10 protein-coding genes are annotated in these 15,298 nt (G+C 40.1%); 6 read left to right on the forward strand and 4 right to left on the reverse strand.

Annotation, left to right across the window (positions count from 1 at the left end):
• Positions 1–27: 27 nt before the first annotated feature.
• From MTCD1_RS12835 to cmoA, 3 genes are all read right to left on the reverse strand, one after another.
• Positions 28–1,386, reverse strand: a complete 1,359-nt coding sequence (locus tag MTCD1_RS12835; RefSeq protein WP_057181261.1) for an anti-phage deoxyguanosine triphosphatase — start codon at positions 1,384–1,386, stop codon at positions 28–30.
• Positions 1,387–1,773: 387 nt separating this feature from the next.
• Positions 1,774–2,742, reverse strand: coding sequence for a tRNA 5-methoxyuridine(34)/uridine 5-oxyacetic acid(34) synthase CmoB (gene cmoB / locus MTCD1_RS12840; RefSeq protein WP_057181260.1), 969 nt, complete (start codon positions 2,740–2,742; stop codon positions 1,774–1,776).
• A 51-nt stretch (positions 2,743–2,793) separates the two neighbouring features.
• Positions 2,794–3,528 carry a carboxy-S-adenosyl-L-methionine synthase CmoA gene (gene cmoA / locus MTCD1_RS12845; protein WP_057181259.1) on the reverse strand — a complete coding sequence of 245 codons (735 nt, stop codon included), beginning with the start codon at positions 3,526–3,528 and terminating at the stop codon, positions 2,794–2,796.
• Between the two features lie 152 nt (positions 3,529–3,680).
• On the opposite strand from cmoA, the gene MTCD1_RS12850 reads away from it, so the two are divergent.
• The 5 genes from MTCD1_RS12850 to ruvB all read left to right on the forward strand — a co-directional run bounded on the left by MTCD1_RS12850 (position 3,681) and on the right by ruvB (position 11,677).
• Positions 3,681–6,581 carry a transporter substrate-binding domain-containing protein gene (locus MTCD1_RS12850; protein ID WP_082606516.1) on the forward strand — a complete coding sequence of 967 codons (2,901 nt, stop codon included), beginning with the start codon at positions 3,681–3,683 and terminating at the stop codon, positions 6,579–6,581.
• Between the two features lie 346 nt (positions 6,582–6,927).
• Positions 6,928–8,718, forward strand: coding sequence for an aspartate--tRNA ligase (gene aspS / locus MTCD1_RS12855; RefSeq protein WP_057181258.1), 1,791 nt, complete (start codon positions 6,928–6,930; stop codon positions 8,716–8,718).
• Between the two features lie 514 nt (positions 8,719–9,232).
• Positions 9,233–9,760, forward strand: a complete 528-nt coding sequence (gene ruvC, locus MTCD1_RS12860; protein WP_057181257.1) for a crossover junction endodeoxyribonuclease RuvC — start codon at positions 9,233–9,235, stop codon at positions 9,758–9,760.
• A 120-nt stretch (positions 9,761–9,880) separates the two neighbouring features.
• Positions 9,881–10,519: a Holliday junction branch migration protein RuvA gene (gene ruvA / locus MTCD1_RS12865; protein WP_057181256.1), complete on the forward strand. Its 639-nt coding sequence runs from the start codon at positions 9,881–9,883 to the stop codon at positions 10,517–10,519.
• Between the two features lie 147 nt (positions 10,520–10,666).
• The gene (ruvB, locus tag MTCD1_RS12870; protein WP_057181255.1) at positions 10,667–11,677 is read left to right on the forward strand and encodes a Holliday junction branch migration DNA helicase RuvB; all 1,011 of its coding nucleotides are present in this window, start codon (positions 10,667–10,669) and stop codon (positions 11,675–11,677) included.
• Between the two features lie 93 nt (positions 11,678–11,770).
• Here ruvB and MTCD1_RS12875 read toward each other — a convergent pair whose 3' ends face one another.
• The gene (locus tag MTCD1_RS12875; protein WP_057181254.1) at positions 11,771–12,280 is read right to left on the reverse strand and encodes a DUF2062 domain-containing protein; all 510 of its coding nucleotides are present in this window, start codon (positions 12,278–12,280) and stop codon (positions 11,771–11,773) included.
• A gap of 173 nt (positions 12,281–12,453) precedes the next feature.
• Between MTCD1_RS12875 and MTCD1_RS12880 the strand changes: the two genes are divergently transcribed.
• Complete coding sequence (locus MTCD1_RS12880; RefSeq protein ID WP_057181253.1) at positions 12,454–15,093, forward strand: DNA internalization-related competence protein ComEC/Rec2; 2,640 nt, start codon at positions 12,454–12,456, stop codon at positions 15,091–15,093.
• Positions 15,094–15,298 lie beyond the last annotated feature (205 nt).

A 15,298-nucleotide genomic window follows, 5' to 3' on the forward strand; every position in this document is an offset into this window, starting at 1 on the left:
CTCATGTTTGGTAAATTATCTAACACCTTAGCTTAACCGGTAATCGGACGCGCCATGGGCATTAAACAGGGTTTGATAAAGGCGAGTGGCGTAATCATCGGTCATGCCGGCAATATAATCAGCAATGACTCGCTGTGGGTTTTGCTTGTTATCAAAGGCTAGTTGCCAGCGCTTAGCGCTATTAGTCGGTAATAAACGTATAGGGTCTGATGATAGCGCTTGAAAAAGCTCCATCACTATTTGTTGACCTCTATATTCTAGGCGTTGCAAGCTAGTTAATTTGATGACATAAAAGTAAACAAAATCTTTAAATATGTTCAGTGCTTGTGCTGTCGATGCTGGTAAGGTGGCATTATAGCGTAGTAGCGGCTCAGCAAAGTTTAACTCATCTTGCTCATTTAAATCACTTAGCTTTATCGCGGTAATCAAATAATTGACTAAACCGCCAATGGCATCTTTTTGTAGGTGATGATGATCACTAAAAAGCTTATCCGTTAGGGTCTTGCTATATTCTTGTAGCCAAGGGTCGTCAATTTGTTGCAGCTTGGCTATTACTTCTCGGTCAAAATCAGTGCGATTGACTATGTTGGTTACTATGGCATCTTCGAGATCATGAATACCGTAAGCAATATCATCGGCTAGCTCCATAATGGAGCAATCTAGGGATTTGAAACGGGTTTTATTATGTTGGTTATTATCGGGCATGTTTTCACCTTGACTGCTCATACTTTGGAATAAGGTACGATCTGCGCTTGATAGTGGCTCAAGTACCCAGTCAATAATATCTTGATCGTCGCTATATAAACCCTTGGCAGGGTGCCAGTCATCGGCTTTGAGTTGTCGAAAACTTTCAACACACTCTGGCTTGGTTTTTCTGCTCAGGCTATTTATTAACTGTGGGTATTTCATTAAACCAAGTAGTGTTCTTCTGGTTAAATTCATACCAAAGTGTTCACTAAAGGTTTCTAAGCGCGCCACTATGCGCAGAGTTTGGCCGTTACCCTCAAAACCACCATGATCACGCATCATATAATTTAACGCGGTTTCACCACCGTGGCCGAAAGGCGGGTGGCCAATATCATGGGCTAAGCAAATTGTTTCTATTAAACTATCACTTTTAGGGAAATGTGCTGCGCATAGCTCTGGGTATTTGCCGCGTAACTGCGCCGTTATGCCCGAGCCAATTTGCGCGGCTTCTAATGAATGGGTTAAGCGCGTGCGATAAAAATCACTTTTTCCGCTACCCATTACTTGGGTTTTTGCTTGCAAACGCCGAAAAGAGGCAGAATGTAATATTCTGGCTCTGTCACGCTGAAAAGGGTCACGGTGATCTTGTTGTCTGTTGGTAACTTTTGTCAGACGTCTTGCTAACCAAACATCATTCATAGCGTTCCTTAGTAAAACTGGGCGAAGTTATGTAAGTGAATTAACCGATTCAAGGTAACTTAACTACTTGAAGTTACTATAACTTACATCATTTCCTTTGGCATTATTTAGTTTTATAAAAGTGGCTAAGTATCATGGGAACTGGTATATACATGTGCTTTTTTCTGGAAATAAAATAGATTGCCGACAAAATATTTCGGGAATGACAGCAGAAATTTCAGGTTACTTAAAAGGTGTTAACTATCAATAAAGCTAACAAAAATAGTATAGGAGACTCCTCAAGGTCTTGGTCGTCATTCCCGAATTTCTAGTCGGGAATCACACAAACGCTACCTTTATTTCTCTGTGTAGTCGAGACTCGGTGTCCTCTGTGGTTGCATTTCATTGTTAGGCATTAGCAATAAATATGGCACGTTTGGGCGCCGGGTAGCCCTCAATAGTTTTACTGCTATCATTAGGGTCAAGAAAGTCTTGTAGCGATTCAGTATCTATCCACTGGGTTTTTCTTTGTTCATCTAAGGCTGTGACATCCGTATTTACCACACGAACATTGTTAAAACCACAACGCTCTAACCAGGCACACATGGCTTGTTCACTGGGTAAAAACCACACGTTGCGCATTTTTGCATAACGCTCACCTGGCACTAATACCGTGTTTTCATCGCCATCAACAATGAGAGTTTCTAACACTAATTCACCGCCTTTAACCAGTTGTGCTTTTAATTGGTAGAGGAAATCAATTGGCGATCTACGATGATATAAGACACCCATAGCAAAAACGGTATCAAAAGCCTTTAACTCGGGTAGTTGCTCAACACCTAAAGGTAATAAATGTACCTGATCATCATTGATAAAGTGTTTTATTGCATTGAATTGCATTAAAAAAAGCTGCGTAGGGTCAATGCCGACGACAAATTTGGCGCCAGCGCCGCGCATGCGCCATAGGTGATAGCCACTACCGCAACCTATGTCTAATACATACTTACCTGATAAATCGCTGATATGCTGCGCTAATCGCTGCCATTTAAAGTCGCTGCGCCATTCGGTATCTATATGTAAACCATGAATATGGTAGGGACCTTTGCGCCAAGGTTTAAATTTTTTCATTAAGTTTTCAAGGCGTTTAAATTCGCCGTTATTTAAGTCTCCTAGCTCACCAACCTTGACACTATTTATTAGCTCAATGGCTGAATTACCGTCAACACTGGGCAAGGCGTCTAATGTTTTTTGCCAATGTTTGTAATCACCGTGTAAATTATTTTCATGCCAATGCGTTAATTGTCCAGGTAAGGTATTTAACCAATGGCTTAAACGGTTAGAGGCGATTTGTTGGTAAAAGTGGTTGAACTGTTTCATAGGATTCTAATTAGTATTTTGAAAGTGGCGTATTTGCTTATTTAATGGCAGCTATTTAATTGCGATAAGCGAGGTGAAGTTAAAACATTGAAACCATAAGGAACTATGACTAAAACCGGCTTGAGCTAAACGCTGTTTATGCACATCAAGTGAGTCGGTCAACATGACTTTTTCTAAAGCACTTCGTTTTTGGGCAACTTCTAATTCACTGTAGCCATTATCTCGTTTGAAGTTATGGTGTAGCTCAATTAACACTTTATCAATGGCTGGGTCTTCCGCGCTGATTTTTTCTGAAAGCACCAATAAGCCGCCAGGTTTTAAACCTTGAGCAATTTTACTCAGTAATGCTTGGCGCTGTGATTTTTCTATAAATTGTAAAGTAAAATTTAACACCACCATGGACGCATTTTCTATCACCATATCTTGAATATTCCCTTCAATAATAGTAACGGGAGTATTGCCTTTAAAAGCATTAATATGCATTTTACAGCGCTTGACCATGTCGCTAGAATTATCGACACCAATGATTTTGCAGCCTTTAGCGGTAATTGCTTTGCGCATCGCTAAGCTAGCCGCCCCTAAAGAACAACCGAGATCATAAATATTACTGTTTTCTTGGACAAACTGTTGGCTAAGTCTGCCTATAGTGTCAATAATAGTGTTATAGCCTGGCACAGAACGAGAAATCATGTCGGGGAAAACTTCAACGACTTGAGCATCAAAGGTAAAGTTTTTAACTTGCTTATGCGCTTGTGAATAAATTAAATCGGTATCAGAGTTATGCATTAGCTTTGCTATATTCTCTATTATGTTAAGGTTAGTAGTTATACTCGTTAGCAGTCAACGTACTCTGCAACAGGTATCTTGATGACTAGCGGGTAAATAAAGCCTTATTTTAACCGATCTTGTTAGCAACGCTATATTTATAGGGTGTTTTTTTGAATTTTTTTTACCAACAGACCAGGCATTTCATTGTTGTGGTCTTTTTATTAAGCTTTGTTAGCCTAAGTACCTTGGCAGCAAAGCCTGTTATTGCGCTTGAAAAAGAGTTAACTCCGGTGACTTTGTCGATTAAGCAACCGTTAACGATTGCCATTAATGAAACTTCTTTCCCCTATCATGCTATTGATGAACAAGGCAATGTCATTGGTTTGATGGCTGATATGTGGCGTTTATGGGCAAAAAAACAACACGTTGATATCCAGTTTGTTGTGCTGCCATGGCTGGAAACACTAAGCCAAGTCGCTAAAGGCAGTGTCGATATTCATGGCGGTTTAAGTATTATCGATTCACGTCGTGATACTCTTGATTTTTCAGCCTCACTTTTTCATGTTTATAGCCATCTTTATGTGCATCAGCAACTTAATAGCGTTGATAGCCTTGCCGATTTAAAGCCCTATAGTATTGGTGTCGTTACCGGCTCTGCGCATATTGAAAAATTGCAAAAATTTCATCCTGATTTAGCCTTGAAAAGCTATGATAATCGTCATGACTTATACCGAGCGGCTTTAAATAACGAGATTTTAGTTTTTACCGGTTTAGAGAAGCTAGCAGATAATTTTCCTGATTATGAACGTTTACGGCAACGCTTTCCTGTGCATAAAGTTTTACGCTATCAACAAGGAGATTACGGTGTTGCAGTCGCTAAAAATAACGCTAGTTTACTTAGATTTATCGAACAAGGTTTTGCAAAAATATCCAGAAAAGAAAGCGCCGCCATTGAGCGTAAATGGCTAGGCTTAGATAAACAAAAGGATAGCTTACTGGTTGTCTTTTCATCACATTACCCACCTTACATGGGGGTTAGTCCGTCGGGAGAGCCGCAAGGGTTACTGATAGATGTGTGGCGTTTATGGTCTAAAAGTGTTGGCATAAATGTTGAATTTGTCGCCCGTGATATGGTCGAGGGGGTAGACCTTATTGCTGAGCAAAAAGCGGATATACTTTTAGTCTATCCTGATCATATGAAGGCACCGGAAAATACTTTATTTGCCAAACCCATATATTTATCAAATGTTCAAGTATTTGTTAATCATGCCCTTAAAAATAGTGAGGGTAAAAAGATACATTCCCTCGAACAATTTTCTAAAAATTTTAGTCAAGGTATTATTGGTATTTGGCAAGATGCTAGTTTTAAAGAACAATTTATTGCCCAATACCCGCAGATAAATATCCGCTACTTTAGTAGTCTCAGTACTATGCTAAATGCCGCTGATCAGGGTGAAATATCTGCCATTGTCGGCTTAGTTGATATAATTAATGCCAAGTTAGTGCAAAGTAATTTGCAAGCGCTGTTCTATCGCCTAGACAGTCCTGTTATCACCTTGAATTTATCGCCGCTTATCCATCAGCAAAATACCAAGTTAATGCAAATCATTAATAAAGGCTTCAACGAATTAGATATTAATAGCCTTATTCAAATTGAAGCAAGGTGGTTGAACGGTAATACGGGTGAATATTATTATAAAAAGCAAGCACAAAAAATCAGTTTGCATGATGATGAATTAGCCTTTTTAGCGTCCCGTGGAAAAATCAACTTAGGTATTATTAAGCAGCTCTCGCCTATTGAGTTTATTGATGAACTGGGAGATTTTGCCGGTATTAACCGTGATATTATTAATTTAATTAGCGATAGAACCAGTATTGAGTTTAACTATGTGGCTTTTGATAGCTGGCAGCAGTTATATAAGGCATTATTAGCCAATGAAATAGATATGCTCGGCAGTATCACGCCAATCCCAGAGCGTGAAAAAGTTCTGCTCTTTACTGATAGCTATTGGCAAATGCCATGGGTAATGGTACACCCGCAATATTATGGCCGTAAAAACAAGCTTGAAGATTTTTATGGCAAACAAGTTGCGATTGTCAAAGGCTATTACATAATCGCTAATTTAAGAAAAAACCACCCCTTAATCACTTTTAAATTAGTGGATCATCGAGAGCAAGCCCTAGTTGCACTACAACAAGAGCGTATTGATGGTTTCATCACAACTATGGCTTCGGCGACACACTTACTAAAGCAAGAAAATATAGTTACCTTGATGATATCTATGATGGAAGACGTTAGCATAGATACCAGTCATTTTGCTATCAGCAAACAGTTACCGTTATTGAACGACATTATTAATAAAGGTTTACGGTCGATTACTGAGAAAGAAAAACAAATTATTTATGATAACTGGTTTACGTTAGCGATAAAAACCGGTCTTGATAAAAATGTGGTCTTACAAGTAGGCGCACAAATTGGCGTAATTATTTTGTTAGTGCTTGGTGTTATCGTGATGTGGAATAGACGCTTACAAGTTGAAATTAAACATCGTGAGCAGCTTGAGAAAATAATGAAGCATATGGCAACCCATGATGAGTTAACGGGTCTTGCTAATCGAGTGTTATTAAAAGATAGGTTAAGCACGGCTATAGCGTTTCATCAACGGCAGTCGTTGAAAATGGCGGTGCTATTTATCGACCTAGATGGCTTTAAAAATATTAATGATACTCATGGCCATGATGTCGGAGATGAACTATTGCAACAAGTTGCCCTGCGTTTGCAAGGATGTGTGAGAAGTTCCGATACCGTAGTGCGCTTTGGTGGTGATGAATTTGTCTTGTTACTCACTGGTTTGCATAGCCCCAATGAAGCCGCTTATGTTGCTGAAAAAGTATTAAGGTTGATGCAAAAAGAGTTTGAACTATCAAAGACCGAGGCATTTATCGGCTGTAGCATAGGCATTGCCATGTATCCCGCTGATGGTGATAACGATACCGAGCTACTGAAAATTGCTGATACCATGATGTACAAGGTAAAAGCGGCCGGTAAAAATCACTATATTTTTAATTAGATAGATAATTAATTATCGACCTTTCTTAGTCAGAGTTCATTTTTAGTTAATGGGTATTCGACTGGACACTTCGACCATGACGAGTTCACCTTTTAAATATTTATTCATTCATTTATTTCATTGATACTCGAATCTCAAATCCACCTCTACCGTTATTCCCGACGTGTTTAGTCGGGAATCCATAAAGTTTAACGATAAAATACGCTTGTTGTGCCTTTAATTAGCGCTTCTGCTTGTTCTAGGTGACATTAACAATCTTTGCTTTATAATATGCCAAAAATTATCCTGACAATCGCTAGTTAGTGCTTGTTAATAAATTTAATAGAATTGGTATAGGGCAAAATACATGCGCAGTATTTATTGTGGTGAAGTAAACGAGTCTCACATCGGGCAAGAAATAACTTTATGTGGTTGGGTTAACAAACGTCGTGATTTAGGCGCGGTGATCTTTATAGATTTACGTGACCGTGAAGGCTTAGTGCAAGTTGTTTATGATCCTGATTTACCTGAAGTAATCAAAAAAGCCAATACTTTACGCAATGAATTTTGTGTACAAATTAAAGGTAAAGTTCGCGCGCGTCCTGACGGTCAAGTGAATAAAGACATGAAAACTGGTGCTATCGAAGTATTGGGTTTAGAGCTGACTATTTTGAATAAGTCTGCGCCATTGCCATTAGATGCCAATCAAGTTAACTCAGAAGAGTTACGATTGAAGTATCGTTATCTTGATTTACGTCGTGTTGAAATGACCGAACGTTTACGTTTTCGTGCCAAAGTCACCTCAGCAGTACGCAGTTCATTAGAAGCCGAAGGCTTTTTAGATATTGAAACGCCAATTTTAACTGCCGCAACCCCTGAAGGAGCTCGAGACTACTTAGTACCAAGTCGGACTCATAAAGGTCAGTTTTTTGCGCTGCCGCAATCGCCACAATTATTTAAACAATTGTTGATGATGTCAGGTATGGAACGCTATTATCAAATCGTTAAATGTTTCCGTGATGAAGATTTACGTGCTGATAGACAACCAGAATTCACTCAAATAGATATTGAAACCTCATTTATGAGTAGTGATCAGGTAATGGCTATTGCCGAAACTTTGATCCGTGATTTGTTTAAAACCATGTTAGATGTTGATTTAGGTGAGTTCCCACGTATGTCTTACCATGAAGCAATGACTCGCTTTGGTAGTGATAAACCTGACTTACGTAACCCATTAGAGCTAATCGATGTTGCTGATATTTTAAAAGATGTTGAATTTAAAGTATTCTCAGGACCGGCTAACGATGAAAAAGGACGTGTGGCGGTTATTTGTTTACCACAAGGCGCAGCTAAGTTCTCACGTAAGGGCCTTGACGATTTAACTAAATTTGTTGGCATTTACGGCGCAAAAGGTATGCCTTGGTTAAAAGTTAAAGATATTGATGCTGCCCTTGCCACGGGTGTTGACGGTTTACAATCACCGATTTTAAAATTCTTATCCAGTGATGTAGCCATCGCCCTATTAAAACGTGTTAACGCAAAAACAGGCGATATTATCTTCTTCGGTGCTGATAAGTATAATGTTGTGACGGAATCTTTAGGTGCACTTCGCCTTAAACTGGGTGAAGAGCTGGATTTACTGCAAGGTGAGTGGAAACCGCTATGGGTAGTTGACTTCCCCATGTTTGAAGAAGTAGATGGCCATATGCATGCTATTCACCATCCGTTTACCGCACCGATGAATTTAACGCCAGAGCAGTTAGAAGCAAACCCCATTGACGCGATATCTGATGCCTATGACATGGTATTAAATGGCTGTGAACTTGGCGGTGGCTCGGTACGTATTCATAAGCAAGATATGCAAGCTGCGGTGTTTAGAATTTTAGGTATCAGTGATGAAGAAGCCCAAGAAAAATTCGGTTTCTTACTTGAAGCACTACAATATGGCGCGCCGCCACATGCTGGTTTAGCGTTTGGACTAGACCGCTTAGTGATGTTAATGACAGGTGCCAGTTCAATCCGTGAGGTAATGGCTTTCCCTAAAACCACGACCGCAGCTTGTCCATTAACCAATGCACCAGGTAAAGCAAATCCAGAGCAACTAAAAGAGCTGGGTATACAAATTCTAAATGAGAAGAACAACACAGTAGATGACTAATTAATTAGCTACTTACCTGATAAAAACTGGCTCCTCGATTAATACACCACGAGGATGACGATTAAAGGGTTAGTAGTTACGAAAAAAGCGTATTGAGGGTTTTCCGTCAATACGCTTTTTTTATACACGCAGTTTGTTTACACACTTTATTACCAAACAGAGCAATAAATTAGTCTGCTTGGTATAAGACCAATTTCATTAAATTACATGCCTATGCACTTGGCTAAGGATCGTCATCCCCGTGGTGTTTTAATCGGGGATCCAGTGCATAAAGAGCAATGGATCTTCGATCAGAGACTTCGAAGATGACGTTTACAAAGAGTTCCTGAGTAAACTACATAGGCATGTTAAATTATTGCTTACTTGTGTTGGTTAAAATAGGTCATGTCAGCGTTGCTCTCAATCCCAATAGCCTGCTATTGTTCAATCGAGCGCCTTGCCCTGATATATTTTCCCTAGGCACAACAAGAGCACAAACTTAATGAAACAGGTATAACTGATTTTAAGGTATTGAATGAAAATTATTTTAGGCATTGATCCCGGTTCACGTTTTACCGGCTATGGCGTTATCAAACAAGAAAATCGACAGTTAACTTATCTGGGCAGTGGCTGCATTAAGGCGCTCAGCCAGGGCGATGAGTTAGCTTCACGGCTACAAACTATATTTGCCGGTATTTCTGAGATAATTATTCAATTTAAACCAGACATGTTTGCCATTGAACAAGTTTTTATGGGGGTAAACCCAGGTGGCGCGCTGAAACTTGGCCAAGCACGGGGTGCCGCCATCGTTGCCGCAACCAATACCGGTTTAACCATTAGTGAATATTCAGCCAGGCAAATTAAACAAGCGGTAGTAGGTACAGGTGCAGCAGATAAAAGTCAAGTACAGCATATGGTAAAAACTCTGTTAAAGCTGCCAGGGACACCACAAGCCGATGCGGCTGATGCCTTAGCGGTGGCTATATGTCATGCTCATAGTCATACCACTATTGCCAGATTAGCTGGCCAAGCCAGTAAAACAGTGAGAGGACGTTTACGCTAAATGATTTTATAAGAGTTTTGCCAAATAAGGCCAAGGCGTTTTATCACTTAGCGAATGCTTTACTGTATAAATATATAGTGGTATTATTTATTTCCTTAATAATAGTCCTTGGTACTTGTTGTGATTGGTCGTTTACGTGGCACGCTTGTCGAAAAAAACTCCCCTGAAATATTAATTGAATGTGCTGGTGTCGGTTATGAAGTCACCATGCCAATGACCAGTATTTATGCCTTACCTGAACTTGAGCAACAAGCGACTATCTATACTCATTTTGTCGTTCGTGAAGATGCGCAATTACTGTATGGTTTTACCAATAAGGTTGAGCGAAAATTATTTCGTTTATTGATAAAAGTTAATGGTGTTGGCCCAAAATTGGCGCTAGCGGTATTGTCTAACATGTCTGCGGATCAATTTGTGGTTTGTGTTCGTCACGATGATATTGCCGCCATTGTAAAAATCCCTGGTGTCGGTAAAAAAACAGCAGAACGTTTACTCATTGAAATGCGTGACCGTCTAAAAGATTGGCAGGCACAACAACCGGTGCAATTAGTTAGTAAGGATGGTGTTATACCCGAGCAGTTATCCGCTGATCTTAGCCAAGAGACTACCTTTATTAGCGATAATAAAACGGATGCTATTAATGCCTTGTTATCGCTTGGTTATAAACAAGTACAAGCGGATAAAGCGGTTAAATCAGTATATAATCGCGGCATGTCTAGCGAAGATATTATTCGCGATGCGTTAAAGTCAATGGTGTAATGTCTACCCATGATGTCTCAGTTAGTCGAGAATCCATGTGTACTTTCTAGCAAGGACTAGCAGCATGATTTACTCGGCAGATTGATAATCTTTTAGCTTTAGCGCATTTGAATGATGCGCTAATACACTTTAGAACTTAGGTAACTTATGATAGAAGCAGATCGCTTAATTGAACCCATTGCATCGGTAGAAGATGAAAGGGTTGATCGCGCTATTCGCCCTAAAATGCTAAAAGACTATACCGGTCAACAGCATATCAAAGCACAAATGGAAATCTTTATTCCGGCCGCTAAAAATCGTGGTGAGCCCTTAGACCATTTGCTTATTTTTGGCCCGCCGGGTTTAGGTAAAACCACCTTAGCCAATATCGTTGCCAATGAAATGGGCGTGAATATACGTACTACCTCAGGACCTGTGTTAGAAAAAGCCGGAGATTTAGCCGCGCTATTAACTAACCTAGAAGAAAATGACATTCTATTTATTGATGAAATTCACCGGTTAAGCCCTGTGGTTGAAGAAATATTGTATCCAGCGATGGAAGACTACCAATTAGATATTATGATTGGTGAAGGGCCAGCTGCTCGCTCAATTAAATTAGATTTACCCGCATTTACCCTGATAGGTGCGACAACTAGGGCAGGGGCATTAACCTCACCATTACGTGATCGATTTGGTATTGTCCAGCGACTAGAGTTTTATAATGTTACCGACTTAGCAACTATTGTTCGGCGTTCGGCACACTTTTTGAATTTAACCATAGACGAGCAAGGCGCATTTGAAGTGGCGCGCCGCTCTCGTGGCACACCGCGTATTGCTAACCGTTTATTACGCCGAGTACGTGATTATGCCGATGTCAAATCTCACGGTATAGTTAACCAAGACGTTGCGGCGGCGGCCTTAGATATGCTCGAAGTTGACAGTGAAGGCTTTGATATCATGGATAGAAAGCTACTACACGCTATTATTGATAAGTTTATGGGCGGTCCGGTTGGTTTAGATAATGTAGCGGCTGCCATTGGTGAAGAGCGGGAAACCATTGAAGATGTGATCGAGCCTTTTTTAATTCAGCAAGGTTTTTTACAGCGCACACCACGCGGGCGTATTGTTACAGACAGAGCCTATCAACACTTTGGCCTTATCAAAGAGCCAGTTGAGTAGCGCTGTTTTTATCTATAAAATATCACGCCTAAAAATGCCAGATTACTCTCTATAAAGTAATGCTGGCATTTTTGTATTTATAGCGATGATAACTTAACGGTGCGGACGACTTTTCCATGCTTTAATAGTTTGGTAACGCCACAAGGCTTGAATACCGAAATAACCTAAAATAGAAAAAGTAACGGCAAGGACACCACAGCCAACTAAAAAGGCTGGCCCTATGGTTGATAAACTATCAATAACCCATTGCCAATTTGCTTGAAAAGCAAACGCCTGCTCAGGCTCGGCTAATACCCAAGTACCCACTAAGTAACAAGCATAAAAAATAAATGGCATGGTGAGAGGATTTGTCAGCCATACTAAAGTGATGGCTAAGGGCAAGTTCGCATGAACAACAATGGCAGCACCAGCTGCTAATACCATTTGAAAAGGTACTGGGATAAAAGCAAAAAATAAACCTACAGCAAAGGCTTTGGCTACCGAATGACGATTTAAATGCCAAAGGTTAGCATTGTGCAGTAAGTTGCCAAAAATCTTTAGGTATTTGTTATCTTTGATCGTTTGATGATCTGGCATCATACGTTTAATGGTTTTTTTTGGCATATACGTCAATAGGTCCCTGACTAGAAAGTAGTGTGGTAAATAATGTATTTACTCTGTTTAGTTAATCTATTCTATTCACTACACTTCTTAACAGCTAAGTATAGCAAGCGCGAATGTCAGCAAGGTGTTAGCACCAGAATTTAACCGCAAAACATAAAAGGATTTTTATCACTATGGATTGGTGGTTACTGACATTTTTTCTTGGTGCTATATTGTCCCTATTTTTGCCGGAAGTGCCAGCGATTTTTCAGCTATTTTTACTTCTTTGTCTCGCTATTGGCTTTTATTGCCATAAAAGATTACGTTCTAGCTCTGGGATATGGTTTGGTGCTTGCTGGCTCTTGGGACAAGCTTACCTCTATCATCATCAGTTACCAAGCGATTTGATTGAGAAAATGCAAAAAAAACAGTTATTTGTTGTTGCGGGTCAAGTACTTACTTTACAGGTTAATAGCACTGAAAAGCTCAACGAAACGATAGCAGCAACGTCAACTCAACCAATAACTGCTTTGACTACACGCTTTAATTTTCGTATCAGTAAAATAAATCAACTGCAGCTTAGCGAGCCCTTTATTATCCGGCTAAGTTGGCAGAATGCGACTATAGCTGTCGCTCAAGGGCAAAGGCTTATGCTTAACGTTAAGCTCAAGCCTGCCCATGGTTTAGCCAATATCGGCACATTTAATTACTTAAGCTGGCTTAAGGCTAACAATATTGTTGCCACAGGTTATGTCGTTAATCCGAGAAAAAGTAGCAAACACGGTATAAAACGTTTTAACCAGGGAAGTGAAAATCAGCTACTTGTAGCCGATGTCACTATCCGGCAACAGCTATTTCAGCAATATCAAAGCCTAACACCAACACATCAACTTACCCCTATTTTATTGGCATTAGCTTTTGGTGAACGCAGTTTACTTAACCCCGAACATTGGCAGGTGCTACAAGCGACGGGTACCAGTCACCTTATTGCTATTTCTGGTTTACATATTGGCTTACTCGCGGGTAGCGCCTTTTTTCTAGTGATGCTTTTTTTTAACTATCTGCCTTTGCAAAATTCTCGTTGGCAAGGGCTAAATATTCGTTATTTTGCCATTGCCATGAGTATCTTGTTGGCGACAATATATGCCTATTTGGCGGGCTTTTCCTTGCCAACACAACGTGCTTTGATCATGTTAAACCTGTACTGGTTTAGTCGTTTAGTTGCGATAAAGTTATCGGCGAAACGGCTAATGTTAGTAACAGTCTTTTTTTTATTGATTGTCAGCCCCTTTAGTTTATTCACAGCCAGCTTCTGGTTATCTTTTTATGCGGTGGCTATTATTTTTGTTTCGCTATGGCGATTTAAATCTTGGCTAACTAAAGGCTCACCACTGTGGCGCTTTTTTAAAGGGCTCTTTGTTATTCAACTAGCGCTAACGGTTATGTTAATGCCTATTAGCGCTTTGTTTTTTCAGCAGGTGTCATTGGTTAGTCTACTGGCCAATATTATTGCCGTGCCTTGGATGAGCTTTGTCAGTATACCTAGTGCGCTTATATCCGTAATGCTGATGCCATTAAGTGAACAATTGTCACTATGGTTTATGATGATATCGTTGCAGTCATTAACTTGGCTTTGGTCTTACCTTGAATGGCTCAGTAAGCAGCCTTATGCCCTTATTCCTTTGTCATTTTTCCAACAAATGTCTATCTTGTTGCTCGCTATACTAGGTTTTTTTATGCTCTACCTGTCATGCTTTTATTGGTCTAGGCGAGTCAAGCAAGGCATAGCTATCTTGCTTGTTTCAGTGCTTGTTTTAGTGCTTTTTTCAGTATTAAGTTTAGCAATGTTAAGGTCACACCCTGTTAGTCAGGCACTGTTACAAGTACCGTTGTTACTGGCAGAGCAAAGCGGCCAAGATAATGGCATGATCTTAGCTGTAACCCCTAATTTCACCCCCTGGCAAGTGGTTTTTTTTGATGTCGGTCAGGGCTTAGCTGTGTTAATACAACGTAATAAACGGGCCATTTTATATGATACTGGCGCGGCTTATCCCAGTGGCTTTACCCTCAGTGAAGCAGTCATACTGCCATATCTGCAATATTCAGCGATTAAGACCCTTGATAAAGTCATATTAAGTCATAGTGATAACGATCATGCTGGAGGGTTAAAAAATCTGCTAGAGAATATAAGCATTGATGAAGTTATCAGTAATGATGCCAGCATCATTAAGGCTACCATGGCTATTACCACTGCCAATAACCCGGCTACGATTAATCTAACTAGCACTAAGGCAACCCTGAGTAATACGCCACTGATACCGTGCCAACCAAGTCAGAGTTTTACTTGGCAAGGTTTAGCGTTTGACATCTTATGGCCGCTTACGCCGATTTCTTCCGCGGATGGCGCCAGTAAGGTTGGCAAAAAAAATATTGGCAGGCAAAAAAATGATGATTCTTGTGTCATTTTAATTACGGACTCAACCGGCAATAAACTGCTGTTGACTGGAGATATATCCGCAAAAGTGGAACGGCAACTCCTTAAACTTTATCCTCAGCTCAGTGTTGATATCTTACAAGTACCGCACCATGGCTCTAAAACGTCATCGAGTCAGGCCTTTCTTCGTCAGTTATCGCCACAAATTGCCTTAGTCAGTGCCGGTTACTTAAATCGTTGGCATATGCCGGTAGCGAGTGTTAGCCAACGTTATCTTGATGGTAATATTGTCTTATTAAATAGCGCTGATTTAGGCCAGATCATTGTCACTATCGATGAAGGAGGTATAAGTAAACAGAGCTATGTTGACGATTTACGGCCATTTTGGTTTAGCCGCTAATGTCCTTAGCCCGCGACTTTAGCTAGCTCAGCCGTCTTGTCATAGCCTGCGCACTAACTTTGTTATTGTTATGGCTATAGTTTTTGTTGGTTGTCACGTCGATTCACGGTAAAATACTATTTCGTTACTATATACCCATGTTACTTCAAGATGCAGGATTCAGCTGGAATTAGAAACGCCTTTAGGTAAGGCATTGATTGAAGAA

Origin of the sequence: Colwellia marinimaniae, from assembly GCF_002207865.1 — a bacterium.
GTDB lineage: Bacteria > Pseudomonadota > Gammaproteobacteria > Enterobacterales > Alteromonadaceae > Colwellia > Colwellia marinimaniae.

What these genes read in the sequence shown, in the direction of transcription:
- ruvC (WP_057181257.1), top strand. Translation starts at nt 9,233, where the DNA reads ATGAAAATTATTTTAGGCATTGATCCCGGTTCACGTTTTACCGGCTAT.
- cmoB (WP_057181260.1), bottom strand. Translation starts at nt 2,742, where the DNA reads ATGAAACAGTTCAACCACTTTTACCAACAAATCGCCTCTAACCGTTTA.
- MTCD1_RS12880 (WP_057181253.1), top strand. Translation starts at nt 12,454, where the DNA reads ATGGATTGGTGGTTACTGACATTTTTTCTTGGTGCTATATTGTCCCTA.
- cmoA (WP_057181259.1), bottom strand. Translation starts at nt 3,528, where the DNA reads ATGCATAACTCTGATACCGATTTAATTTATTCACAAGCGCATAAGCAA.
- MTCD1_RS12875 (WP_057181254.1), bottom strand. Translation starts at nt 12,280, where the DNA reads ATGCCAAAAAAAACCATTAAACGTATGATGCCAGATCATCAAACGATC.
- ruvB (WP_057181255.1), top strand. Translation starts at nt 10,667, where the DNA reads ATGATAGAAGCAGATCGCTTAATTGAACCCATTGCATCGGTAGAAGAT.
- aspS (WP_057181258.1), top strand. Translation starts at nt 6,928, where the DNA reads ATGCGCAGTATTTATTGTGGTGAAGTAAACGAGTCTCACATCGGGCAA.
- MTCD1_RS12835 (WP_057181261.1), bottom strand. Translation starts at nt 1,386, where the DNA reads ATGAATGATGTTTGGTTAGCAAGACGTCTGACAAAAGTTACCAACAGA.